Below are 21,978 nucleotides of genomic sequence, written 5' to 3' on the forward strand. Positions count from 1 at the left end.
GTAAATATCGTGCTGTCCCATCCCATGCGTCGCTTTCCCCTCCCCATCGTCGCCCTTCTTGGGCTGTCCCTCACGGCGTGCGGGTCCGACTACCCGTTGGGCCCCGAGCAGGAGGCTGCAGCGTTGCGCGCCAACTCCGATCTTCGGGGCACAATCACCGGAGCCGGCTCGTCGGCTCAAGGCCCCGCGATGGACGGTTGGATCTCCGGGTTCGGGACCCTGCATTCACAGGTTCAGCTGCAGTACTCACCCGATGGCTCGGGCGCGGGCCGTGGTGCGTTGCTGGCGGATGCTGTGCAGTTCGCCGGGTCGGATGCCTACCTCAACGACGAGGAGCTGGAGGAGTCCAGGGAGGTCTGCGGGCCGGACGGAGCGTTCAACATTCCCACCTATGTGGCCCCCATCAGCATCGCTTTCAACCTTCCCGGTATCACCGAACTCGACCTGGATGCGCAAACCATCGCTGGCATCTTCCTGGGCGAGATCACCTCCTGGGATGATCCGGCGATCGCCGATCAGAATCCCGACGTCGACCTGCCAGACCTGCGGATCACACCCGTCAGCCGGTCCGACGATTCAGGAACCACCGAGAACTTCACCGACTACCTGCACGCAGTGGTGCCCGATCTCTGGACCAGCGAGGCGGACGGCACCTGGCCCAGCGCGCTGGGGAACGAGAACTCCAAGGGCAACGCAGGGGTTGTCAGCACGGTGTCCGGCACCGAGGGCGCGGTGACCTACGCCGATGATTCGGCAGTTGGACCTCCGCTCGGCCGTGCCAACCTGCTGGTGGGCGACGAGTACGTCACTGTCAGCACCGAGGCGGCTGCGGCGGCCCTCGACATCGCAACGCCCGTGGACGGGCGGGCTGAGAACGACATTGCCCTGAATCTGGACCGCACCACCACCGAGCCCGGGGTTTACCCGCTGATTCTCGTGTCCTATCACATCTACTGTTCGTCCTACCCTGACGAGACCACGGTTGAACTCATCAAGGAGTTCGGCACCTATGTGGTGAGCCCCGAGGGCCAGGCCGCTGCAGCGGAATCCGCCCAGAACGCGCCCATCTCAGCCCGACTCTCTGAACGGGCCACCGACGCGATCCAGGGCATCAGCCTGCGGGACCCATCCTAGGCTCTGCCCCGCAGGCATAACTGAAAAAAATCGGCCGGGCCCACCCGTGGGGGAGGCTCCGGCCGATTCGGTGACAGCTGGCGAGCTTCTCACTCGCCGACGGGCTAGCTCGGCGCGACAGTTGCGCGCGGGCCGCCCGACTCAGGATCATCCAGTGAGGGGTCGCTGAGGTCCGGGGACCCGGCCGCCGCGCTGGTGCCCGCCGTGGTGCCTGACGGCGGCGCATCAATGTCGCCACGCCAGGCTCCTGTTTCAGCGTTGTTGCTTTCGATGAACTCCTTGAAGCGCTGGAGATCAGACTTCACCTGCCGGTTGTCGGCGTTGACTGCCGAGCCTACCTTTTCGGTGAACGTCTCCGGGTGCCAATCCAGCTGGACGGCAACACGGGAGATGGTGTCGTCGATCCGGTGGAAGGTGACCACGCCTGCGTGGGATTTTCCATCGACACTCTTCCAGGCGATGCGTTCATCGGGGTGCTGCTCGGTGATCTCGGTGTCGAACTCGCGCTCCACACCCCCGATCTTGGTGACCCAATGGCTGCGGGTCTCGGACGTCTGGGTGATTGATTCCACCCCGCCCATGAACTGGGGGAACGTTTCAAACTGTGTCCACTGGTTGTAGGCAGTGCTCACTGGCACTGCCACATCGATGGATTCCTGGACTGTCGTCATATTGGTTCCTCCTGTAAGTTCCACAACTGGTGAACTACTAAGTAAACTGAGTGTACTTAGTGCCGCTGGATTTCAACAACAACCGAGGTCTAGGGTGAAGATTGATCCACTCCCCGCATCCGGCGCTTTCCTAGCTGCCGGAGCGGGCGGGTTCTACCTACAGGAGGATACCCATGAAGGCGTCAAAGACACTGACCGACAACATGCAGGCCGTGCTGGTCGAGCTCATCGAGCTCCATCTCCAGGGCAAGCAGGCACACTGGAATGTCGTCGGCAAGAACTTTCGCGATATGCACCTGCAACTGGATGAGATCATCGACGACGCCCGCCTCTTCGCTGACCAGATCGCCGAACGGATGCGCGCACTGCATGCCGTACCCGATGGCCGCAGCGCGTCCGTCGCGAAGGGCACCACCCTCAATCAGTTCCCTGCCGGTCTGGTGTCGACCGCCGACACCGTAACGATGGTGGTCGCCATGCTGGAGGGCGCCGTGAGCACCATGCGGGGCGTGCATGACCAGATCGACGAGGAGGATCCCACTACCGCAGACATCCTGCACGGCTTCATCGAGAAGCTTGAACAGTATGCGTGGATGGTGGATGCCGAGAACATGGAACCCACCGCCACCGTGACCAAGCCCGCGAAAGCCTAGTCACGGCCAGCCCGCCCAACCCGTCAACATCCGGGGAAGGCGGGCTTTTCCTTGGCCAGAAACGCCCGGGTGCCTTCCTGCATGTCCGCAGTCCTGAAGGCTTCCCTGAAGGATTCGGCCTCGATCTCCAAACCACGCGAGGTGGAGTGACCCTCGACCCGTCGCATCGTCGACTTCACTGCAGCAACCGCTGTCGGCGACTGTCCGGCAATCATCAGGAGGGTTCTTCGGGCGCCAGTCAGCAGGGCCTCCTGGCTGTCGAAGAGGGCATTGACCAGGCCCAGCCGGTGCGCCTCGTCCGCCGTGATCCGTTGACCCGTGTAGAGCAACTCGCGGGCGCGGGCCAGCCCCATCCGCTGCTGCATCCTGACGGAGCCCCCGAATCCTGGCACCAGGCCCAGGCTCACTTCCGGTTGACCAAAAGCCGCCCGGGTGGCCGCGTAGATGAAGTCGCAGGCCATCGCCAGCTCGCAGCCCCCGCCCAACGCAAATCCGTTCACGGCTGCAATCACCGGCACGGGCAGCGACTCCAGCTTCAGTGTCAGAGCCTGCATTCTGGTGCTGTACGCCCAAGCCTGGTCGGGGCTCATCCCGGTCATTTCGCGGATATCGGCACCCGCCGCGAAGGCCTTCTCCCCCGCTCCCGTAATAATCATCCCGCGGCAGGGCCAGGCGCCACCGGCAATCGCTGCGCCGACGATATCGAGGACATGATCCAGTTCGTCAATCACCTGTGACGAGAGCGCATTGAGTGCGACAGGCCGGTTGAGGGTAACGGTGACTATGGTGTCCTGTTGAACAATCAGGAGGCTTGAATATTCCTTAAAATGCATACTTAACTTCCCTGTCGTGGTGCGGTCGGTCCGGTGACTTTGCGTGCGGTGGTTCTGTACTGCGGTTCTGACGCTAGGTGAACAACTCGGGGGGAAGGATAAGGAGAAGCCCGATGGCCGAGCCGTTGAAGACGATATGGGTGTAAATTGCCGGGCCCAACCGTCCGGTCCAGACCGTCAGGATGCCGCAAATGACCCCAACGGTGAACGTACCGACCAGGAGGTAGACCGAGGACCGCAGATCACCGACAGCGCCCGTGTGCAAGAGTCCAAAGGCGAGTGAACTCACCAGGATCGCCACCACTGTCGCGGTCGTTAGCGACCGCCGCTCGGTGGCTGCCGACACCTTGCCCCGCGCCGATCCTCTCACCCACCAACCGTTCTGCACCGCGCGGAGGACCAGACCCCGGTTGAATAGTTCTTCAAGGAATGGTGCGATCAGCGCGCCTCCCAGGACAGCGTTCACGAAGATCCAGCCGGTGTCCCCGGTCAGAATGAGCCCTGCGTTACCTTGCAGTACTTCACCCTCACCCAGCGGCCACAGCAGCGTGATCAGCACTTGCACCAGTGCCAGGACCAGGCGGGCGGCTATCCCGACGCCCAACCCGATGACCAGGTCGATCGACTTGAACCGGAGGCCGAAATCCTGGGCCAATGAGCCGAATCCCCACACACGCGAGGTCAGCAGACTGGCTCCCAGCAGGACAAGCCAGGTGAAGCAGAGGGAAACGAAGACCAGTTCCGGTCCGAACGGAAGCACCGCAGACAGGGCAAGGGTGGCCCCGAGCGGCAGTGCCAGGACGAGAACCAGACCGGCTCCCGCCTGCCACAATCCCCACCCTGGTTTGAGCAACCCCGTCGGACCAAGCTGGGCCGGATTGGCGAAGCGTCGGTCAACCGGTCCCGACGGGTTCCTTGGCGACCTGACGTCGGCCGGCGGGACAGCTGTCCCGGTGGTGGGTTTACTCCGCATATCCAGCACACTACCTGTCGGCGCGGCTGTGGGACGCCCTGATAGTTGAACGAACCGGGGTTCAGCTATTGACGTAGCGGGCCGTGAGGTTTTAGGTGAAGGAACACTGCCGCGCGCCGGGGAAGGAGGACCATGAACCTCTTCGGTCTGCCTCCCGGGTTCGTGTTCGGCACTGCCACCGCCGCCGCCCAGATCGAGGGCGGCGCCCATCTGGGCGGGCGGGGTGACAGTATCTGGGATGCCTATGCCAGCAGCCACCGGAACATTCTTGACGGGTCCAGCCCAGCCGTGGCGTGCGACCACTTTCACCGGTATGCGGAAGACTTTGACCTGCTTCAGGAACTCGGCGGACAGGCATATCGGATGTCCATTGCCTGGCCCCGCATTCAACCCACCGGGCATGGGCCCGCAAACCCCGAGGGAGTTGCCTTTTACCACCGGCTGCTGGATTCATTGTTGGAGCGGGGCATCCAACCGTGGGTCACCATTTATCACTGGGATCTGCCGCTGGCACTCCAGGACGCAGGCGGCTGGCAGAACCGTGACGCCGTCGAGGCCTTCGCCGACTACACGCGGATTCTTCGGGACGAGTATGGCGGCAAGGTTGCGGCGTGGATGACCATCAACGAACCCGTGGTTCACACGGGTGTGGGTCACGCGATCGGTCACGCAGCACCAGGGCTGATGTTGCTGGGTAGTGCCTTCCTGGTCGCCCATCACCTGCTTCTGGCGCACGGGACTGCGGTGCGGGTCCTCCGCGAGACACTTTCCACTCCCGTAGGCATCGTGAACAACCATTCCCCGGTGGAACCCGCCACCGACTCCGAGCGGGACTCACGCCTGGCGGTGCTCTACGACCACTATCACAACGGTCAGTTCGCGAGCCCGGTGCTGACAGGCGCCTACCCGCCCGAGCTGCAGACGGTGGCGGGTATTTCCTTCGAGGTGATCCAGCCAGGCGACATGGAGATCATTTCCGCGCCACTGGATTTCTATGGTGTCAACTATTACTTCCCCACCAGGGTTGGCGCTGCTCCTCCCTTTTATCCGGTCCCCTTCGTGCCGAAACCGTACGACGGCGTCCCGGTCACTGACTTCGGTTGGCCCGTTCTCCCTGCGGGTCTGCCCGCCATCCTGCAGCAGCTACAAGCCTCCTACCCACAGCTGCCGCCGATCTACATCACTGAGAACGGCTGCGCCTACAACGATGGACCGCACGGCGGAACGGGGAACGCGAAGAAGGCGGTGCGGGACACCCGCCGGATTGAGTTCCTGGAGCAGCACCTCGCAGCCATCGGGGACGCGATCACGGCCGGTGTCGACGTCAGGGGCTACTTTCACTGGACCCTGCTGGACAACTGGGAGTGGCAGGAGGGGTACACCAAAAGGTTCGGCCTGGTGCGCCTGGAACCGTCGACGTTGGAGCGGGTTCCGCGGGCGTCGTTCTACCGCTACGCGGAGATTATCCGGACGGTGCGGGGCGGGGATTAGCTGCTGCGGCAACCGTCAGCGGAAGGCCACCCGGGTTGGCCATGGGCATCTCGGGCAGTGGCGAGCAGCCCACGGAACTCCGTCTCTTCCACAGGCCGTCCCAGATAGTAGCCCTGCAGGCGATCACAGCCGCGGTGACCCAGTAACTGACGGAACCGGCTGGCTAGCGGCGACCACGCCCACCGGCACCGGGCTTCCGTCCGCGCGGGTTCTGCTGCTTGCCCCCGGCCGGCGTCTTTCTGGACCCCCCGCTCTTCGGCGAAAGCGATTGTGCCCGACCCGACGCCTGCTTCTTGCTGGCCGTTTTCTGCGCCTTTTTTTCCTTCTTCGCCGGCTCTTTCGCCGAGGGCTGCCGCGAGCTACGCTCGGTTCGCCCCCGGACAATCCCGATGAACTCCTCGATATCCTCAGTGGTGTTCTCGGCAAGCCAGGCCACAGCGATAGTGGTGGCCGGTACGTCCAGGACTGGCCGGTAGACAGCATCCCTGCGGGCATAGAGCCGGGCAATCGACATTGGCACAATCACCACACCGGCGCCGGTTGCTGCCAGTTCGATGGCAGCCTTTGCTCCACCGTGAGCGAGGACGTCGAGGATGTTTTCAGCGGCCAGTTCGGCGAAGGGAACCTCGTCGAACAGTGAAAGCTCGTGGTCCTTGCCCGCCACCACCACCGGTTGCTCCTCATAGAGCGGAATAACGCTGAGCCCCTCGCGCTCCACTGGGAGGCGGACAAAGCCGAGGGCGACCGAGCCATCCCGCAACGCAGACTGCTGGTTGGCGGCGTCATACTCGAGGGTTTCCAGTGGCTTGCCAGGGTGCCTGTCACGCCACCGGCTGACCCATTTGCCGGGGGTCACACCGGGAACGAAACCGACGGTGAGGACGCTGGGCTGGGGCTCGGACATCTGATCACACTAGCTCACCCGTGGGATTAGTAGCTGGCGGGGGAATCGTCGTCAGGCACGGGGACAAACTGCGCTGCGAGGGCTTCCGAACCCCGGGCCAGCACTGCGACGTCGGCTCCGACCAGGATGAAACTGGCACCCCTGTCCAGATAGTGGCGCGCGGTGTCGTGGTTAAAGGCGTTCACTCCCGCCGGCTTGCCGGCTTTCGACGCCGCCGTAAGGCACCGTTCGACGGCGGCGCGCACCAGAGGGTGTTCCTGTTGACCGAGCACCCCGAGTGACGCGGCCAGGTCGGAGGGCCCCACGAAGATGGCATCCACGCCGTCCACTCCAAGAATGGCTTCCACAGCGTCCACGGCCGCGCTGGATTCAATCTGCACCGTCACGCTGATGGTTTCCCCAGCACCGGCCAGATAACCGGGGACCCTGTTCCAGCGGGAGGCCCGGGCGAGTGCTGATCCGACGCCTCGCACCCCAGCGGGCGGGTAGCGGGTGGCCGCCACGGCAGCTTCGGCGTCGGCCACCGAGTGGACCATCGGAATCAGGAGGTTCTGCACGCCGAGATCCAGGTACTGCTTGATCAACACTGTGTCGTTCACCGGCGGTCGAACCACCGCGTGGACCGGGTAGCCGTGGACGGCCTGGAGTTGGGCGAGGATGGATTCGAGACCATTCGGGCTGTGTTCAGCATCGATGAGGAGCCAGTCCAGGCCGGCACCGGCGCAGAGTTCAGCAATGAGGGGGCTCCCCGAGCACACCCACATGCCTGCCAATGGCCGGTCGGCCGCCGTGAGGCCGGCACGGAAAGTGGCTGCTAGTGGAAGTGGCATGTCACTGCTCCCAGTGGTCCGTAGTCGGCGTGGATGGTGTCGCCCCTGCTGACCCACAGAGGCCGGGTAAAGGACCCCGCAAGGATGATGTCCCCCGCTTTCATGCTGTCGCCGTGAGCGGCGATCTTGTTGGCCAGCCAGTGGACGCCAGCCGCGGGATGGTCGAGCACTCCGGCAGCAACCCCGGTCTCCTCGACCGTCTGGTTCTTGTACAGGATGGCCGCGACCCAGCGGAGGTCGACGGCGTCGGGCTTCACCGGGCGGCCACCGACCACCATGGCGCCCATTGCCGCATTGTCGGAAATAGTGTCCACGATGGTTCTGCCCTCCATCTCGATCCGGGAGTCCAGGATTTCGAGGGCGGGGACCACGTAGTCGGTGGCGTTGAGGACGTCGAAAATGGTGCAGCCCGGACCGGACAGGTCCTGCTTCAGCACGAACGCGAGCTCCACCTCGACCCGCGGATGGGTGTACCGGCCCCAGTCCACCGAGCAGCCGGTGTCCAGCACCATGTCATCGAAGATGGCGCCGTAGTCAGGTTCGGTGATACCGGTGGCCGCCTGCATGGCCTTGGAAGTGAGACCGATTTTGCGTCCCACGAGGGTCCGCCCGGCGTCCTCGTTGCGCTGGCGCCACAATCGTTGGACGGCGTAGGCGTCGTCGACGGTCATGTCGGGATACCGGCTGGTAAGACGGGATACCGGGGTGCGGCTGCGCCCGGCCTCCACCAGCTCGTCGGCGATGGCTTCTATTGTTTTGGCATCCAGCATGGCTACAGCTGCGCTCCCAGTTTGAAACCCCGCTGCTGCCCATCCGCGCCATCGGCGTCCTTGCGGGTGTAGGAGAACCCGTCCGCGCCCACCGTGACAGCCATTTCGCTCTTTTCCTCGCGGACGACGACGGGCTGGGGGTTGCCGTCGAGGTCCAGGACCAGGGATGCCTCGCTGTACCAGGAGGGGACCACCGCGTTGCCCCACCAGTCGCGGCGCTGGTTGTCGTGGACATCCCAGGTGACTGTCGGGTTGTCCGGATCGCCCGTGTAGTAGTCCTGCGTGTAGATTTCGATGCGGTGCCCGTCCGGGTCGAGGATATAGAGGTAGAAGGCGTTGGATACCCCGTGACGACCGGGACCCCGTTCAATCCGGTCCGAGATGCGTAGGGCCCCCATCTTGTCGCAGATCTGGATGATGTTGTGCTTTTCGTGGGTGGCGAACGCGACGTGGTGCATTCTTGGTCCGTTACCGCCCGTGAGCGCGGTGTCGTGAACTGTCTGTTTGCGGTGCATCCAGACGGCGTAGCTCACGCCGTCGGAATCCTGGATGTCCTCCGAGACCCGGAAGCCGAGGTCCTCAAGGTATTTGCGCCCGCGAGGCACATCAGGGGTGACCTGGTTGAAGTGGTCCAGGCGCACCAGTTCACCCGCGGAGTACAGGTCGTAACGCTGGGTGAGTCGTTCCACGTGTTCAACGTCATAGAAGAACTCATAGGGGAAGCCCAACGGGTCTTCAACCCGGACCGAATCGCCGACTCCCTGGGTGAAACCTTCCCGCCGGCGTTCAACCCGGCACCCGAGTTCCGTGTAGTACGCCTCTGCGGCGTCCACCTCGGCCGGGGATTTGACCCGGTAGGCGAACGCGGCGACGGCGGCTACGGGCCCCTGGCGCAGCACCAGGTTGTGGTGAATGAACTCCTCCAGCGAGCGCAGGTAGATGGTGGTGTCGTCTTCCTCAGTGACGTGAAGGCCGAGGACGTCGACGTAGAACTCCCGGGAGCGCGCCAGATCGGTGACAACAATTTCCATGTAGGCACACCTGACAATGTCGGGGGCCGGGACAGTGGGGGTGGGAACGAAGTTGGTCATGATGAACTCTCTTCTTTGAGCAGTGTTTTTGGCCGCGGGCAGGGAATTATCGTTCGGTTGCTGTCGGTGCGGCGATGCCGCCGAATTTTGGGGTGTGGACGGCCCCGAGACTGATGTGGACCGCCTGCTGGTCGGTGTAGAAGTCGATTGAGCGGTAGCCTCCCTCGTGGCCCAGGCCAGAGGCCTTCACTCCGCCGAAGGGGGTGCGGAGGTCGCGGACGTTGTGGCTGTTGAGCCACACCATTCCCGCCTGCATGTTCTGGGAAAAGGTGTGCGCACGGGTGAGGTTCTTCGTCCAGATATAGGCGGCAAGCCCGTACTTGGTGTTGTTCGCCAGCGCAAGGGCTTCGTCGTCGTCCTCGAAGGGGGTGATCGAAACGACCGGGCCGAAGATTTCCTCCTGGAAGATCCGGGCGTCGGGAGCGACGTCGGCGAACACCGTCGGAGCGATGTAGTTGCCTTCCGGCAGATGCTCCGGACGCCCGCCGCCCGCCAGTAACCGGCCCTCAGACTTCCCTATTTCCACATAGGAGGCTACTTTCCGGTAGTGCTCGGGGTGGACTAGCGCTCCCACCTCGGTTTTCGGGTCATGCGGGTCTCCGACGACGATCGCCTTCGCGCGGGCTGCGTACCTGTCACAGAAGTCGTCATAGATGGCCCGTTCCACCAAAATGCGCGACCCGGCAGTGCAACGTTCACCGTTGAGGGAGAAGACGCCGAAGAGGGCCGAGTCGATAGCGGCGTCAAGATCGGCGTCGGCGAACACCACACAGGGTGATTTTCCCCCCAGTTCCATTGAGAGGCCCTTGAGGTGGGCGGCAGCGTTACGGAAAATCGTCTGACCGGTGGTGGTCTCGCCGGTGAAGGAGATCAACGGCACGTCGGCGTGTTTGACCAGCGCATCCCCCGCCTCCTCGCCCAGACCGTTGACCAGGTTGAAGACCCCATCGGGAAGTCCAGCGTCCTTGAAGATCTGTGCCCACAGGGAGGCGGAGAGCGGGGTGAACTCGGCGGGTTTGAGCACCACCGTGTTGCCCGTGGCAAGGGCCGGGGCCAGTTTCCAGGACTCCAGCATGAAAGGGGTGTTCCACGGCGTGATCAGCCCGGCAACACCAATGGGTTTCCGGTTCACATAGTTTATTTGAGAGCCGGGTACCTTCATGGCGTCGTCGAACTGGGCGACGATAAGGTCGGCGAAGAACCGGAAGTTCTCAGCAGCACGCAGGGCCTGGCCCTTTGCCTGCGTAATGGGGAGGCCGGTGTCGAAACTCTCAAGATCTGCCAGTCGCACCTCCTGCGCTTCGACGGCGTCGGCAATCCGGTTGAGGATCCTGGCGCGCTCACGGGGTTTCATCAGCGGCCACGGACCATTGACGAACGCCTCTCGGGCTGCGGCGACGGCGAGGTCAATGTCTTCCTGTTGACCTGCTGCCGCAGTGGCGTAATTGGTGTTGGACACTGGGTCCAGCACGTCGAAGGTCCCGCCGCCGACAGAATCAACGAACTGCCCGTTGATGTAGTGCTGGAGATGGTTCGGCAGGTTCTCTGGGACGTAGTGGGTAGCGTCGGGGACAGTGGAGGTCATGGTTTTCCTGACTACTGGCGGGCTTATGCGGTGGGGTGGGTTGCCTGCGCGAGGTAGGCATCGAGGGTGGCTGAGCGGTGGCGGCGGGCAAAACGTTCGATGGCGTCGGCGTCGGCGGATGATTCGATCAGCTGGAGCAGGGCGGCGTGTTCCTGGACTGACTCTCCGGCACGTCCGGGAACAAACCGGAAGGTTGAGGACCGCAGCGTTGCCAACCGGTTCCACCCCCGGTGCACCAGATCGAGGATGTGCGGATTCGGGCAGCGCTCAAACAGGATGCCGTGAAACTCCTGGTTGAGCACGGTGAAGCGGACAGGATCGAAGTTCTCCAGGCACTGGCGCATTTCCTCATTGACGGCGCGGGCGCGGGCAATCCCCACCGCATCGATCAGTGGTGCGGACAGTGCCGTGGCCGCGCCTTCGATGATGCTCAGGGTTTGCATCGTGTAGAGGTACTCGGTCGGATCGATTCCCGCGACGGTGGCGCCGACGTTGCGCTCAAACGACACCAACCCTTCGGCTTCGAGGCGCCGGATGGCCTCACGTACGGGAACCACACTGAAACCCAGATCCCCGGCGATCTTGGCGAGCACCAGCCGGTACCCAGGGGTGAACGTGCCCCGGACGATCTGCGCCTTGATCGCCGAGTAGGCCTGCTCGGACTTGCTAGCCGGCGCGATCTGATCGTCAATCCGCATTCTGTGCTCCTGCGCTTTCGACGGCGTCAGTCACCTGGGGTTCCTGCGGCAACCCACTGCACATACTTTGCCTTCCAGCCGGCGTTCATCGGGTAGAGCCCGTCCACACCGTTTCCCTGTTTCACCATGTCGAGGATGAAGGTCTCCTCCTGCTCCTGCAGGATGCAGTCCTCCACCAGTTCCTCTGCCAGCGACGGGGGGATCACCAGGATGCCGTCCGCGTCGGCGACGATGATGTCGCCGGGCTGCACAGTTGTCCCTCCGCACGCGATGGTGATGTCGGTGTCCCACGGCACGTGTCTCCGGCCCAGGACCGCTGGGTGGGGGTTGGCGAAGTAGGTGGGCATTTCGAGGTCGGCGACGGCCGAGTAGTCCCGGACACCGCCGTCGGTAATGATGGCCGCTGCCCCGCGCACCTGCGCGCGCATCGCGAGGATGTCGCCGACCGTCCCCGTGCCTTTCTCTCCGCGTGCCTCCATCACGAGGATTTCGCCCTCATTCACCGAGTCGATGGCCCGCTTCTGTGCATTGAAGCCGCCGCCGTGGGTGGTGAAGAGATCTTCCCGGTTGGGCACGAAGCGCAGGGTGCGGGCGAGGCCGACCACGCGCCGGTCGGGTCTGGTGGCCTGCAGTCCGTCGATGCTGACGTTGTTCAAACCCCGTTTACGCAGCTGGGAGGAAAGTGTCGCCGTGGCAACGCTTTCCAGTTTCTTCCGCAGGTCCGGCGACAGTGCCCCGGCGAGCGGTGCCAGCCCCGCCGCGTCACGCGACCCGTAGGCTTCCTCGCGTTGTGTGTCATCGGTTGTGGGCCCAGCGCCGAAGTCCGCCAGCGGCGTCGATCCCTCCACCACCTGGGTCCTCAGGCGTCCACTGCTATAGCTTCCCGCGGTGACCTCGACGTCAACCAGGTCGTCAGGTTGGGCCACCGAAGCGCCTGCGGGCGTCCCGGTGAGGATCATGTCGCCCTCCTCAAGGGTGAGGAGCTGGGACAGGTCGGCAATCAGCCGGGCAAACGGGAAGAAGAGGTCGGCCGTGGTGTCGTCCTGGACCAGGTGGTCGTTGTGCCAGGTGCGGATCCGCAGCGACGCGGGGTCGACGGCGTCGGCCGGGATCAGGTGCGGGCCCACTGGAGTGAACCCGTCGCCCCCTTTCGACCGGACATTTGATCCTTTGTCGGCGTAGCGAAGGTCGTAGACACCGAGGTCGTTGCTGGCGGTGACCCAGGCGACGTGGCTCCAGGCGTCGTCGGGGGCAACGCGGCGCGCCCTGGTGCCGATGATGAGCACTATCTCGCCCTCGAACCCGAGCAGTTCACAACCCATGGGTCGTTCAACCACTCCTGGGGTCTGTACTGATCCGAGCGCGAGCGACGTTGACGGCTTGAGGAAATAGGAGGGCTGCAGGGGGATACGTCCACGCTGGGCAGCCCGGCTGGGGTAATTGAGATGGACGGCAATGACCTTGCGGGTGCTGGCAAGCAGCTCGGCGGTCACTGGTGGGGTTTGGGAGTCGGTTCTCATGCAGCGTTCTCCTTCTCGTCCGGGCAGGCAGGTCTATGAAATCGTATACGATATCCTAGCGTGTGTGACGTGCGGCACGTCAACCGCTCCGGCCTTGCTGAAGTTATTGTGACCTGCGTTATATTCGTCGTACAGTGTGAGCGTCATTCGATTATTGGATCGGTCGTTCAAATAGAGAACATCGATCCTTCGATTCACCAGTAAAGTCCGGCAAGTTACACCACAAAGATGTGAGTAAGGACAGCCAGTGCACTTCCATCATCACGGCTACGTATCAGGAGACCCTCGGATCCAGGCTGCGGCCGGGACGGGCATCAACCGACCCGAGGAACTGCCCGACCAGGTGGACGTCCTGATCGTTGGCACCGGACCGGCTGGCATGCTCGCCGCCGCCCAACTCTCCCAGTTCCCGGGCATCACCACCCGGATCGTCGAACGGCGGCCGGGCAGGCTCGCCATTGGTCAGGCGGACGGTATCCAGGCACGCAGTGTTGAGACATTCCAGGCTTTTGGGTTCGCCGAACGGATCACGGCCGAGGCATACCGGATCACCGAGATGGCGTTTTGGAAGCCTGACCCTGCGGATCCGACCCGCATTATCAGGACCGCCCGGCCACTGGACGACCCAGCCGGCGTCAGCGAATTCCCTCACCTGATTGTCAACCAGGCTCGCGTCCTAGACTATTTCGCGGAGTTCATGGCCAACTCCCCCACCCGCATGAAACCCGACTATGGCCTGGAGTTCACTGCCCTCACCGTCTCCCCTGACGCCGATTACCCGGTTGCCGTCACCCTGACCCACAGCGACGGCCCGCTCTCGGGGACCGAACGGACGGTCCGGGCCAAGTATGTGGTCGGTGCCGACGGTGCCCGCAGCAAGGTCCGCGCCGCCATCGGCTGTACCCTCACCGGAGACGCTGCGAACCATGCGTGGGGAGTGATGGATGTGCTGGCGGTAACTGACTTCCCCGACATCCGGCTGAAGTGCGCCATCCAGTCCGGTTCGGGTGGGAGCATCCTCCTCATTCCACGGGAGGGCGGTCACCTGTTCCGCATGTACGTTGACCTGGGCGACGTCGATGCCCAGACAAAGGGCGAGATCCGCAGCACTACCGTGGAAGAGATCATCGAAAAAGCCAACACCATCCTCCACCCCTACACCCTGGACGTCCGCAACATCGCCTGGCACAGCGTGTACGAGGTGGGGCACCGCCTCACGGACCGGTTCGACGATGTTCTCCCGGAAGAGATCGGTACCCGTACCCCCCGCGTCTTCATCACTGGGGACGCCTGCCACACCCACAGCGCCAAAGCTGGCCAGGGTATGAACGTTTCAATGCAGGATGGGTTCAACATTGCGTGGAAACTCGGCCATGTCCTGGAAGGGCGCAGTTCCGAGAGTCTGCTGTCCACCTATTCCGCCGAACGTCAGGTCGTCGCGAAAAATCTGATCGACTTCGACAAGCAATGGTCCTCACTGATGGCCAAAAAACCCGAGGAGTTTGAGGACCCGACTGAGCTCGAGAGCTTTTACACCTCCACCATGGAGTTTCCCGCTGGCTTCATGACCGAATACACTCCCTCCCTCATCGTGGGCGCACCAAAATACCAGGAACTCGCGGCCGGATTTCCCATCGGCAAGCGGTTCAAGTCCGCGCTGGTGGTCCGTGTCTGCGATACCAACCCGCTACATCTGGGCCATCAGGCGACCGCTGACGGACGCTGGAGGATCTACGTTTTTGCCGACCAGCCCCTGCCGGGAACACCGTCGAAGGTGGCCACCTTTGCTGACTGGCTCGGCACCTCACCCGAATCCCCTCTCGCCGCAACCCCCGCGGGAGGGGACCACGACGCGTGGTTCGATGTCCGGGTTATCTACCAGCAGGACCATCAGAGCATCGACATCAATGCCGTCCCTGCGGTTTTCAAACCCACAGTTGGCCCCTTCCAGCTGGACTACCTTGAGAAGGTCTTCGGCAGTGACCCCGCCGCGGACATCTTCGAGCTGCGCGGGGTGGAGCGCGATGGCGCCGTCGTCGTCGTCCGTCCAGACCAGTATGTGGCACAGGTGCTCCCACTGACCGCTCACGCCGAGCTGGCCGCGTTCTTCGCCAGAATGCAGGCAGGGAGCAGCTCGGAAGCAGCTGGGGGAGCTAGGGTTAAGGGATGACCCCCGCTAAAAGCACCCAGACCATGAAGCCCGCCACCGCGGCGAAGAAACTGGGAATCTACCTGCCAGCCGCACCCCAGGAGTTCCAGGACAGCGATGTCACCCGTGCGGAGTTCAACGAGCTGCAGCAAAACCCGCCCGAATGGCTCGCTGAGCTTCGCCGCAACGGCCCCCACCCCCGCCCGGTGGTAGCCCAGAAGCTCGGCATTTCCATTAGCGGACTGGCGCGAGGTGGGGTCACCGAGCCGCTCTCGACGGCTGACATCACCACCCTGCTGCAGGAACCACCCAAGTGGTTGGTCGCCGAACGTTCCACGCATGCGGCGGTCCGCAAACAGGATCTGATTGCCAAGAAGCTGGACGCGGAGACCTCCAAGAATTAAGTGGTTGGCGCCACCCCGTGTCGACATTTCACGGAAATGAAGCATACTTACCATTATGCTGCTTGCTCAACCGTTGAACATTGCCGTCATGGCCCACCTGCACCACCCCATCGCCAGCCCCTTCCCCGGTGGGCTGGAAATGCATACCGCCCTGCTGGCTGAGGAATTGTCGGCGCGCGGTCACATGGTCACACTGTTCGCCAAGGGCGGCAGCCGTACATCAGCTCGGCTGATACCCATGCTGGACGCAGGCTTCACCTTCACCCGACACCCCGAGGGGGCGGCCAGGGAAGCCCAGACCCGTCTCCTGGATGAGGCCCAGCGCACAACTCTGGAGCTGATCAACGAAGGCAACTTCGACGTCGTCATCAATAATTCGCTGAGCGCACTGCCTCATCTCACGCCACCAGCCCAACCGATGATCACCATTTTGCATACCCCACCACTGCCACGCGTGACCGCGGCACTTGATGCGCAGATCCACAACCGGCAGGCGGGGCATCGGGTTGTCAGCGTCTCAGCTGCCAACGCCCGGCAGTGGCGGCACCACCTCCGTGACATCGATGTGGTCCACAATGGAATCCGCCTTGCGGAATGGAGGGTGGGCCCGGGAGTTGACCGCCACCCTGACATTGCCGTCTGGGCGGGTCGGATTACGCCCGAGAAGGGTCTGCACGTTGCCATCGAGGCAGCTGCCCTTGCCGGGATGCGCATCCAGTTCGCCGGACCCATCAGTGATCAGGACTACTTCAACCGGACCATTGCGCCACTGTTGAGTGAATCGGTCGAGCATGTTGGCCATTTGAACCATACCCAGCTTGCCGCGTTCCTGGGCTCCGGAACAGTGTTTATCGCCTCCCCACTATGGGCCGAACCCTTTGGCCTGACCACCGTCGAAGCCATGGCCTGCGGCACCCCCGTTGCCGCCCTGCCCTGCGGCGCGATGGACGAGATTATTGACGCGCGGGGCGGCGTGGTCGCAGCAGGGTTCTCGGCAGCCGACCTCGCCCGCGCCGTAGAGCAGTCCCGCACCCTCAACACCAGCCAGGTGCGTGCTTCTGCCGAGCGGTTCTCGGTGGAGGCGATGATCACCAGGTATGAGCAGCACCTTGGTGAACTGGTAGGCCATGGCGTTCTTGCCAACACCGACATGATGGCGTCCTAGGCCGTGAGGCGGGAGTGAATTCCCCTGCAATGCCCTCTCCAGTACCCGCTGTGATGCCCCGGCTCCGCGTCGCCTACTACGCCCACCACCACGGGTCAGGACACCTCCGGCACGCCCTGAATATTGCCCGGCTGCAAGCAGTCGATCTTCTGGTCACCGGGTCCACCGAGCCTGATGGGCTGAACGCGATCCCCCAGACGACATTCGCGCACCTCACTTCCGATACCGGGCCCGACGGCGCCCCCTACACGGTCTCAGGGGAACAGTTTCTGCATTACACGCCCACCAACCCCGCTATCCGGCAACGGTTCGTGGAGCTGCAGACGGCGTGGCAGGATTTCGACCCCCAGGTGGTGATCATCGATGTCTCCGCGGAGGCGGCAATCTTCGCCCGGCTCAGCGGTTACCCAGTCCTCTACCGGCGCATGCCGGGCGACCGCTGGGATCCGGCCCACGAAGCGGCTTATGTCGCTGCCACCGGCCTCTTTGCCTATTACCCACGCCAGCTCGAGGATCCTGCCTTCCTGGAAAAGTTTGGGCACCGGACCCAGTATCTGGGAATGCTCGAACCTAACGGAGAATCCGTAGCTGCGACGAGCCACCGGGCCGGGAAGGTGATCACTGTACAAACCAGCCTTGGAGGCAGCGGCGTCGGTGCCACTGAGCTTGCCGACGCTGCGCGATCATGCCCCGACTGGCAGTGGAATGTGGTGGGTCTGAGCACCGGATCCGCTGATCTGCCAGCGAATGTGCGGCTGCTGGGGGTTCTGGCCGACCCACGGGCAGAGCTTGCCCGGGCGGACATCATCATTACCTCCGCCGGCTACCACGCTGTCGCTGCGGCTGCTGCTGCAGGGCGACCAACCATCCTGGTACCGGAGGAGCGCCCCTTCGCCGAGCAGACAGCCTTCGCGCGGGCGCTGAAAGCCGCCGCAGCCATTCCGATGGCTGAATCCTGGTCCGGCGCAGCCTGGCCTGAGCTTCTCCGGCAGGCGGCGGCATCGGATCCGGGAGCCCTGAAAAGGGTACTTTTTGTCAGCAGGGACAGCTTCAGGGACTCGTTTCTGGAACTGGTTTCCCAGGCTGCTACGGCCAGCTCCTAGTACGGAGCGTCCACCCGCGCCGCTGCCACTTCTCCGGCGGTAGGGTGGCGGATCACTTCGATGGTTCGTGCGTCGGTCACCCACTTGATGTACCCGAGGTCCGCGAAGGCTGCCAACCAGCCAGTCATGGGCCACCGCCCCCACTTTTCACCAAACACCCGTGAGTTCGCCACGATATCGGCAAAATGCTGCAGGGGTGGCCGGGTGACCCCATGGTGCTGATGGAACATGGTGGCTGCGGAAAACGACAGCCGGACACCTTTGTTCCGCGCGGTGAAGGAGAAATCAGTGTCCTCACCGCCGTAACCGGTGAAGGACTCATCAAAGCCGCCGATCAGTTCAAAATCTGCTGCTGCAACGGCAAAACCAAGAGACCAGAACAGTTCATACCGATCTGTGGCTGCCGGCGGCTCACCCGCGGGTGGCGCCAGCGAGGTGCGGGCATGATGGGGAATTGACGCCCGCATCAGACCGCCGTCGCCCTCGTCAGGGGGGAAACCAGCAGCTCCCAGGTATCTGGGCTGCGCCATGACCAGGCCACCGGCAACGCGGAGGTCATTCACCAGGGTTTCACACAGCGTGCTGGCGGGAATGCAATCCACGTCCAGGAAAATGAGTGTGGCCGTCGTTGCAGCTGTCGCCACAGCATTACGGGCGGCGGCCAGGGGAAGGGCAGAGGAGTTGGTGGAAGCACAGTGAACCACCCGCACCGGAATTGACGACTTCAGAGGCGCCGGGTTCGGTTGGCCCATGTAGGCGATCACCAGCTCTGTGGGCTTCAGGGTTGATCGGTTCAGGCCGTCGACAAGATTGATGAGGTGTAGATCGCGGTGGGAACTGATGACCAGGACCGAGAAGTCCTGTGAGGGTGTTCTCATGCGGAGTGGACCGGATCGATCAGCTGGGGGCCGTTGTTACGAACCGATCCGACAGCTTTGCCGACAACCCGGGGTACCAGCGTGGGTTCCGGGATGGCATCCATCAGGGCCTGGACATCAGCGCCTGCGGTCAGCCTGGGGTCCAGCCAATCGGAATAAAGATCAGCGGGCAGGATGAGTGGCGTTCGATCATGAATATGTCCCAGGGTGTCGCTGGCAGTGGTGGTGATGATGGTGCAGCTGCGCAGCCATTTCTCAGGATGGTCCTCAGGTAGTGCCGGATCCGGCCAGTATTCGTAGAGCGCGGCGAAGGCGAGCATGTCCTCTGTTTCACCGTGAAGATAGGTAGGAATCTTGCCCTCAGGGCCTTTTTCCCACTCATAGTAGCCGTTGGCCATGACGATGCCGCGTCGTCGGGAGGCAGCGTTGCGGAAGGAAGGCTTTTCCAGGATGGTTTCAGCGCGGGCGTTGATCAAGGGAGGGCCCTTTTTGGGATCCTTCATCCAGGAGGGAACTAATCCCCACCGTGCGGTGGTCAGCCGCCTGATGGGGTCACCAGGGGTCTCATCGAGTCGTTCCAGCAGCAACCGCACGGTATCAGTGGGTGCCACATTATAGGAAGGAACCGGGAGAAACCTGTCGACGGAGTCAACGTCAAACAGGTCGATGAGATCCTGGTCTGACCCTGCCACCACAAAACGTCCGCACATGAGGATAGGGTACTCCGGGGTAGCCGCATGCAACATTTTGGTGGGTGTGAAAGCCGCAGAAACCGATTGACTTAATAGAACATATATTCGAACATTAAAGGGTGAGTTCTGTAGCCATCCGCCCCGTAAACACACCGGGGTACCCCATGGACCAGGACCTCTTGTCCACCGATCCGGCCCCGTCTCAAGGTAGTCAATCGGCGCTGCAGGAGAAGATCAACCAGATGCAAAGCAGCCGGCTGGGGTCCCGGAGGCTGCCTACTGTTCCAGCCCTTGGCCGGATCCTTCCCGGTGGCGGCTTGATGGCAGGAGGCACCTACACGGTGGAGAATTCCACCACTCTTGCGATGGCTCTCCTTGCTGGCCCCTCTGGATCTGGTGCATGGTGCGCTGTCATTGGAATCCCCGATTTCAATGTTGAGGCTGCAGCACATCTGGGTATCGAACTTGATCGACTCATCCTCATCCCCCATCTGGATGGCCAATGGCTCACCGTGACGGCAGCAATGATGGATGTAGTGTCGATCATTCTGACCAAGACCCCGGCCACCATCACAGGATCGGATGCGTCCCGTCTCAAAGCCAGGCTGAGGCAACGTGGTGCAGCCCTCATCAGCATCGGATCCTGGCCTCAAAGCGAGGCTGTCCTCAGCGTTTCCGACAACAGGTGGGGAGGCCTGGGTAGTGGATCGGGCCACCTTCAGAGCCGCCAGTTAAAAATCACCGCCACGGCAAACAATGGTCACGCTCGCAGCGTGGATCTCTCACTGGCCGAACTGAAGCATGGCGGATGGCCCCAGCTGAACGGTACTGCCAACAACAGGGACGTTCACCGCTTTGTCCCGAGAATGGTGAGTGCCTGATGGTTTCACGCGCACCTACCCTGGCACCTGGACAAAGTGCTACCAGAACCATGATGCTGTGGTGCCCCGACTGGCCGATTACGGCGACTTTGCGTGATCATGCCATTCCCGTCACCGCCCCGCTTGCCCTGATAGACAGGGGGGAAGTTTTCGCCTGTTCTCCTGCCGCCCGTCTGGAAGGCGTGAGGCGTGGACTCCGGGTCCGTGAAGCGCAGGCGAGGTGTCCTGACCTGACTGTCAAACACTACGATCCGGATCTTGATGAACGGGTCTTCGAACCTGTTATAGCCGCCATCGAGCAGATCATGCCGGGGGTCCAGTTGGTGAGGCCAGGGTTATGCGCCACCCAGATCCAGGGCCCCAGCAGATATTACGGTGGAGAGACGCCTGCTGCTGCTGCGCTTCTTGCCACCATGACTGCCCTGGGCCTGACCGCTGCCAGGATCGGCATCGCCGATTCACCTTTCGCGGCGGAACACGCCGCACGCGCCACCGAAGTCCTTGTGGGGGTGGAACAGGATCCCATCTGGGTGGTACCGGCAGGGGGGTCTGCCCAGTTTCTGGGTTCCTTCCCGCTTGAGGTACTGGAAGAACCCAAGCTCGCTGTCCTATTAAAGCGGCTTGGAATGAGAACGCTGGGCGATTTTGCTGCCCTGGCTGCAGGGGATGTGCGTAACCGGTTCGGTATCGCAGGTGCCCTTGCCCACCGTAAAGCATGCGGGCTTAACCACGGCAGCGTGGTAGCGCGAACTCCACCACCGGAATTGGACGTTGCCGTCGATTTCGAGCCGGCATTGGTGCGAATAGATCAGCTGGCTTTCGCGTTTAGAACTGCCGCTGAGAGCTTTGTGGATAGCCTTCGTGAAACGGGACTCGTCTGTACCGCTCTGAGGGTGGTCCTGCACTCGGAATCAGGTGAGGTCTCAGAACGGCTTTGGCGTCATCCACGCTGGTTCGATGCCGAAGACGTCCTCGATCGCGTGCGATGGCAACTGCAGGGTGGGGGATTGATTGAGCATGGGTTGCAGTCGGGAATTGCCCGGGTTCACACCATTCCTGACACCGTTGAGGATCTTGGGGACCACGCCGATGGGCTCTGGGGCACTGGACCGGATGAAAGTATCCATCACGGTCTTGCCCGGGTGCAAAGCATGTTGGGCCACGGAGCTGTTCTAACAGCTTCGATTGCTGGTGGACGGATGTTCAAGGACCGTAGGGTGTTCATCCCCTGGGGGGACTCACCGCCTGGTGGTCCAGTGACACCGGCGGCGTCAAGCCAGCCCTGGCCCGGGCAGATTCCTGGCCCTGCACCAGCCACCGTTTTCGATGAGCCACAACAGGTACAGGTTCTGGATGCTCAGGGAGGCTCCGTTGACGTTGACCACCGAGGAATGCTCATCAATGTGCCTACTCAATTCTCTCCCCCCGGGGTGACCGTCAGGATGACTGTCCATCATTGGGCTGGACCTTGGCCAATCACCGAACGCTGGTGGGATTCTTCAGGCCGAACACTCAATCGATTCCAGCTGGTTGATGCCACGGGGGCAGCCTGG

Annotated in this window: 22 protein-coding genes and 1 pseudogene; 9 read left to right on the plus strand and 14 right to left on the minus strand. The window is 62.8% G+C overall.

Annotated elements, in window-relative coordinates:
• Positions 1-9 precede the first annotated feature (9 nt).
• The gene (gene pstS / locus H4V95_RS17985; protein ID WP_395939857.1) at positions 10-1,134 is read left to right on the plus strand and encodes a phosphate ABC transporter substrate-binding protein PstS; all 1,125 of its coding nucleotides are present in this window, start codon (positions 10-12) and stop codon (positions 1,132-1,134) included.
• A gap of 104 nt (positions 1,135-1,238) precedes the next feature.
• Here the strand turns inward: pstS and H4V95_RS17990 are convergent, their stop codons facing one another.
• Positions 1,239-1,805 (minus strand): SRPBCC family protein, encoded by a 567-nt coding sequence (locus H4V95_RS17990; RefSeq protein WP_196866796.1) that lies wholly within the window; start codon positions 1,803-1,805, stop codon positions 1,239-1,241.
• Positions 1,806-1,978: 173 nt separating this feature from the next.
• On the opposite strand from H4V95_RS17990, the gene H4V95_RS17995 reads away from it, so the two are divergent.
• Positions 1,979-2,458, plus strand: coding sequence for a Dps family protein (locus H4V95_RS17995; protein ID WP_196866797.1), 480 nt, complete (start codon positions 1,979-1,981; stop codon positions 2,456-2,458).
• Between the two features lie 23 nt (positions 2,459-2,481).
• Here H4V95_RS17995 and H4V95_RS18000 read toward each other — a convergent pair whose 3' ends face one another.
• Together H4V95_RS18000 and H4V95_RS18005 are read right to left on the minus strand one after the other, a co-directional pair.
• A complete protein-coding gene (locus H4V95_RS18000) occupies positions 2,482-3,291 on the minus strand; it encodes an enoyl-CoA hydratase/isomerase family protein (protein WP_209731213.1) in 810 nt (269 codons plus the stop codon).
• 73 nt (positions 3,292-3,364) lie between these two features.
• Positions 3,365-4,264, minus strand: a complete 900-nt coding sequence (locus tag H4V95_RS18005; RefSeq protein ID WP_209731214.1) for a CPBP family intramembrane glutamic endopeptidase — start codon at positions 4,262-4,264, stop codon at positions 3,365-3,367.
• A 132-nt stretch (positions 4,265-4,396) separates the two neighbouring features.
• Between H4V95_RS18005 and H4V95_RS18010 the strand changes: the two genes are divergently transcribed.
• Positions 4,397-5,755 (plus strand): GH1 family beta-glucosidase, encoded by a 1,359-nt coding sequence (locus H4V95_RS18010; RefSeq protein WP_196866800.1) that lies wholly within the window; start codon positions 4,397-4,399, stop codon positions 5,753-5,755.
• 163 nt (positions 5,756-5,918) lie between these two features.
• Here H4V95_RS18010 and H4V95_RS18015 read toward each other — a convergent pair whose 3' ends face one another.
• Genes H4V95_RS18015 through H4V95_RS18045 form a run of 7 tightly spaced genes read right to left on the minus strand, consistent with a single transcriptional unit; the run spans position 5,919 to position 13,153 of the window.
• On the minus strand, positions 5,919-6,659 hold the full coding sequence (locus H4V95_RS18015) for a LysR family substrate-binding domain-containing protein (RefSeq protein WP_196866801.1): 741 nt from the start codon (positions 6,657-6,659) through the stop codon (positions 5,919-5,921).
• Between the two features lie 26 nt (positions 6,660-6,685).
• Positions 6,686-7,489, minus strand: coding sequence for an HpcH/HpaI aldolase/citrate lyase family protein (locus tag H4V95_RS18020; protein WP_209731215.1), 804 nt, complete (start codon positions 7,487-7,489; stop codon positions 6,686-6,688).
• Complete coding sequence (hpaH, locus tag H4V95_RS18025) at positions 7,474-8,259, minus strand: 2-oxo-hept-4-ene-1,7-dioate hydratase (protein WP_196866803.1); 786 nt, start codon at positions 8,257-8,259, stop codon at positions 7,474-7,476. The genes H4V95_RS18020 and hpaH overlap by 16 nt, the downstream gene beginning before the upstream one ends.
• A gap of 2 nt (positions 8,260-8,261) precedes the next feature.
• Positions 8,262-9,350 (minus strand): 3,4-dihydroxyphenylacetate 2,3-dioxygenase, encoded by a 1,089-nt coding sequence (hpaD, locus tag H4V95_RS18030; RefSeq protein WP_209731216.1) that lies wholly within the window; start codon positions 9,348-9,350, stop codon positions 8,262-8,264.
• A 46-nt stretch (positions 9,351-9,396) separates the two neighbouring features.
• Positions 9,397-10,935, minus strand: coding sequence for a 5-carboxymethyl-2-hydroxymuconate semialdehyde dehydrogenase (hpaE, locus tag H4V95_RS18035; protein ID WP_209731217.1), 1,539 nt, complete (start codon positions 10,933-10,935; stop codon positions 9,397-9,399).
• Between the two features lie 23 nt (positions 10,936-10,958).
• The gene (locus H4V95_RS18040) at positions 10,959-11,633 is read right to left on the minus strand and encodes a GntR family transcriptional regulator (protein ID WP_196866806.1); all 675 of its coding nucleotides are present in this window, start codon (positions 11,631-11,633) and stop codon (positions 10,959-10,961) included.
• A gap of 26 nt (positions 11,634-11,659) precedes the next feature.
• Positions 11,660-13,153 (minus strand): fumarylacetoacetate hydrolase family protein, encoded by a 1,494-nt coding sequence (locus H4V95_RS18045; RefSeq protein ID WP_196866807.1) that lies wholly within the window; start codon positions 13,151-13,153, stop codon positions 11,660-11,662.
• A gap of 247 nt (positions 13,154-13,400) precedes the next feature.
• Between H4V95_RS18045 and H4V95_RS18050 the strand changes: the two genes are divergently transcribed.
• Genes H4V95_RS18050 through H4V95_RS18065 form a run of 4 tightly spaced genes read left to right on the plus strand, consistent with a single transcriptional unit; the run spans position 13,401 to position 17,974 of the window.
• Positions 13,401-15,323 (plus strand): FAD-binding monooxygenase, encoded by a 1,923-nt coding sequence (locus H4V95_RS18050; protein WP_196866808.1) that lies wholly within the window; start codon positions 13,401-13,403, stop codon positions 15,321-15,323.
• Between the two features lie 23 nt (positions 15,324-15,346).
• A complete protein-coding gene (locus H4V95_RS18055) occupies positions 15,347-15,706 on the plus strand; it encodes a DUF5997 family protein (protein WP_395939883.1) in 360 nt (119 codons plus the stop codon).
• Positions 15,707-15,761: 55 nt separating this feature from the next.
• Positions 15,762-16,871, plus strand: coding sequence for a glycosyltransferase (locus H4V95_RS18060; RefSeq protein WP_209731218.1), 1,110 nt, complete (start codon positions 15,762-15,764; stop codon positions 16,869-16,871).
• A 29-nt stretch (positions 16,872-16,900) separates the two neighbouring features.
• Entirely contained in the window at positions 16,901-17,974 is a 1,074-nt protein-coding gene (locus tag H4V95_RS18065; protein ID WP_209731219.1) for a glycosyltransferase, read from the plus strand.
• Here H4V95_RS18065 and H4V95_RS18070 read toward each other — a convergent pair.
• Positions 17,971-18,852: a glycosyltransferase family 2 protein gene (locus H4V95_RS18070; protein ID WP_209731220.1), complete on the minus strand. Its 882-nt coding sequence runs from the start codon at positions 18,850-18,852 to the stop codon at positions 17,971-17,973. The genes H4V95_RS18065 and H4V95_RS18070 overlap by 4 nt on opposite strands.
• Positions 18,849-19,562 carry an SOS response-associated peptidase gene (locus H4V95_RS18075; protein WP_209731221.1) on the minus strand — a complete coding sequence of 238 codons (714 nt, stop codon included), beginning with the start codon at positions 19,560-19,562 and terminating at the stop codon, positions 18,849-18,851. The genes H4V95_RS18070 and H4V95_RS18075 overlap by 4 nt, the downstream gene beginning before the upstream one ends.
• Before the next feature lie 101 nt (positions 19,563-19,663).
• Here H4V95_RS18075 and H4V95_RS18080 point away from each other — a divergent pair, with 101 nt between their 5' ends.
• Both H4V95_RS18080 and H4V95_RS18520 read left to right on the plus strand, forming a co-directional pair.
• Positions 19,664-20,425 carry a hypothetical protein gene (locus tag H4V95_RS18080; protein WP_312884079.1) on the plus strand — a complete coding sequence of 254 codons (762 nt, stop codon included), beginning with the start codon at positions 19,664-19,666 and terminating at the stop codon, positions 20,423-20,425.
• Positions 20,426-20,478: 53 nt separating this feature from the next.
• Positions 20,479-20,895: pseudogene (locus H4V95_RS18520) on the plus strand (DNA polymerase Y family protein); the annotation flags it as partial.
• A gap of 453 nt (positions 20,896-21,348) precedes the next feature.
• Here H4V95_RS18520 and H4V95_RS18525 read toward each other — a convergent pair.
• Both H4V95_RS18525 and H4V95_RS18530 read right to left on the minus strand, forming a co-directional pair.
• Positions 21,349-21,588 (minus strand): hypothetical protein, encoded by a 240-nt coding sequence (locus tag H4V95_RS18525; protein ID WP_245346333.1) that lies wholly within the window; start codon positions 21,586-21,588, stop codon positions 21,349-21,351.
• 108 nt (positions 21,589-21,696) lie between these two features.
• Positions 21,697-21,840, minus strand: a complete 144-nt coding sequence (locus H4V95_RS18530) for a hypothetical protein (protein WP_245346334.1) — start codon at positions 21,838-21,840, stop codon at positions 21,697-21,699.
• Positions 21,841-21,978: the final 138 nt, after the last annotated feature.

Source organism: Arthrobacter sp. CAN_C5 (assembly GCF_017875735.1).
GTDB lineage: Bacteria > Actinomycetota > Actinomycetes > Actinomycetales > Micrococcaceae > Arthrobacter_D.

Bases quoted from the DNA above. Each gene is read 5' to 3' on its own strand.
- H4V95_RS17990 (WP_196866796.1), bottom strand. From the start codon at position 1,805: ATGACGACAGTCCAGGAATCCATCGATGTGGCAGTGCCAGTGAGCACT.
- H4V95_RS17995 (WP_196866797.1), top strand. From the start codon at position 1,979: ATGAAGGCGTCAAAGACACTGACCGACAACATGCAGGCCGTGCTGGTC.
- H4V95_RS18000 (WP_209731213.1), bottom strand. From the start codon at position 3,291: ATGCATTTTAAGGAATATTCAAGCCTCCTGATTGTTCAACAGGACACC.
- H4V95_RS18005 (WP_209731214.1), bottom strand. From the start codon at position 4,264: ATGCGGAGTAAACCCACCACCGGGACAGCTGTCCCGCCGGCCGACGTC.
- H4V95_RS18010 (WP_196866800.1), top strand. From the start codon at position 4,397: ATGAACCTCTTCGGTCTGCCTCCCGGGTTCGTGTTCGGCACTGCCACC.
- H4V95_RS18015 (WP_196866801.1), bottom strand. From the start codon at position 6,659: ATGTCCGAGCCCCAGCCCAGCGTCCTCACCGTCGGTTTCGTTCCCGGT.
- H4V95_RS18020 (WP_209731215.1), bottom strand. From the start codon at position 7,489: ATGCCACTTCCACTAGCAGCCACTTTCCGTGCCGGCCTCACGGCGGCC.
- hpaH (WP_196866803.1), bottom strand. From the start codon at position 8,259: ATGCTGGATGCCAAAACAATAGAAGCCATCGCCGACGAGCTGGTGGAG.
- hpaD (WP_209731216.1), bottom strand. From the start codon at position 9,350: ATGACCAACTTCGTTCCCACCCCCACTGTCCCGGCCCCCGACATTGTC.
- hpaE (WP_209731217.1), bottom strand. From the start codon at position 10,935: ATGACCTCCACTGTCCCCGACGCTACCCACTACGTCCCAGAGAACCTG.
- H4V95_RS18040 (WP_196866806.1), bottom strand. From the start codon at position 11,633: ATGCGGATTGACGATCAGATCGCGCCGGCTAGCAAGTCCGAGCAGGCC.
- H4V95_RS18045 (WP_196866807.1), bottom strand. From the start codon at position 13,153: ATGAGAACCGACTCCCAAACCCCACCAGTGACCGCCGAGCTGCTTGCC.
- H4V95_RS18055 (WP_395939883.1), top strand. From the start codon at position 15,347: ATGAAGCCCGCCACCGCGGCGAAGAAACTGGGAATCTACCTGCCAGCC.
- H4V95_RS18060 (WP_209731218.1), top strand. From the start codon at position 15,762: ATGCTGCTTGCTCAACCGTTGAACATTGCCGTCATGGCCCACCTGCAC.
- H4V95_RS18065 (WP_209731219.1), top strand. From the start codon at position 16,901: ATGCCCTCTCCAGTACCCGCTGTGATGCCCCGGCTCCGCGTCGCCTAC.
- H4V95_RS18070 (WP_209731220.1), bottom strand. From the start codon at position 18,852: ATGAGAACACCCTCACAGGACTTCTCGGTCCTGGTCATCAGTTCCCAC.
- H4V95_RS18075 (WP_209731221.1), bottom strand. From the start codon at position 19,562: ATGTGCGGACGTTTTGTGGTGGCAGGGTCAGACCAGGATCTCATCGAC.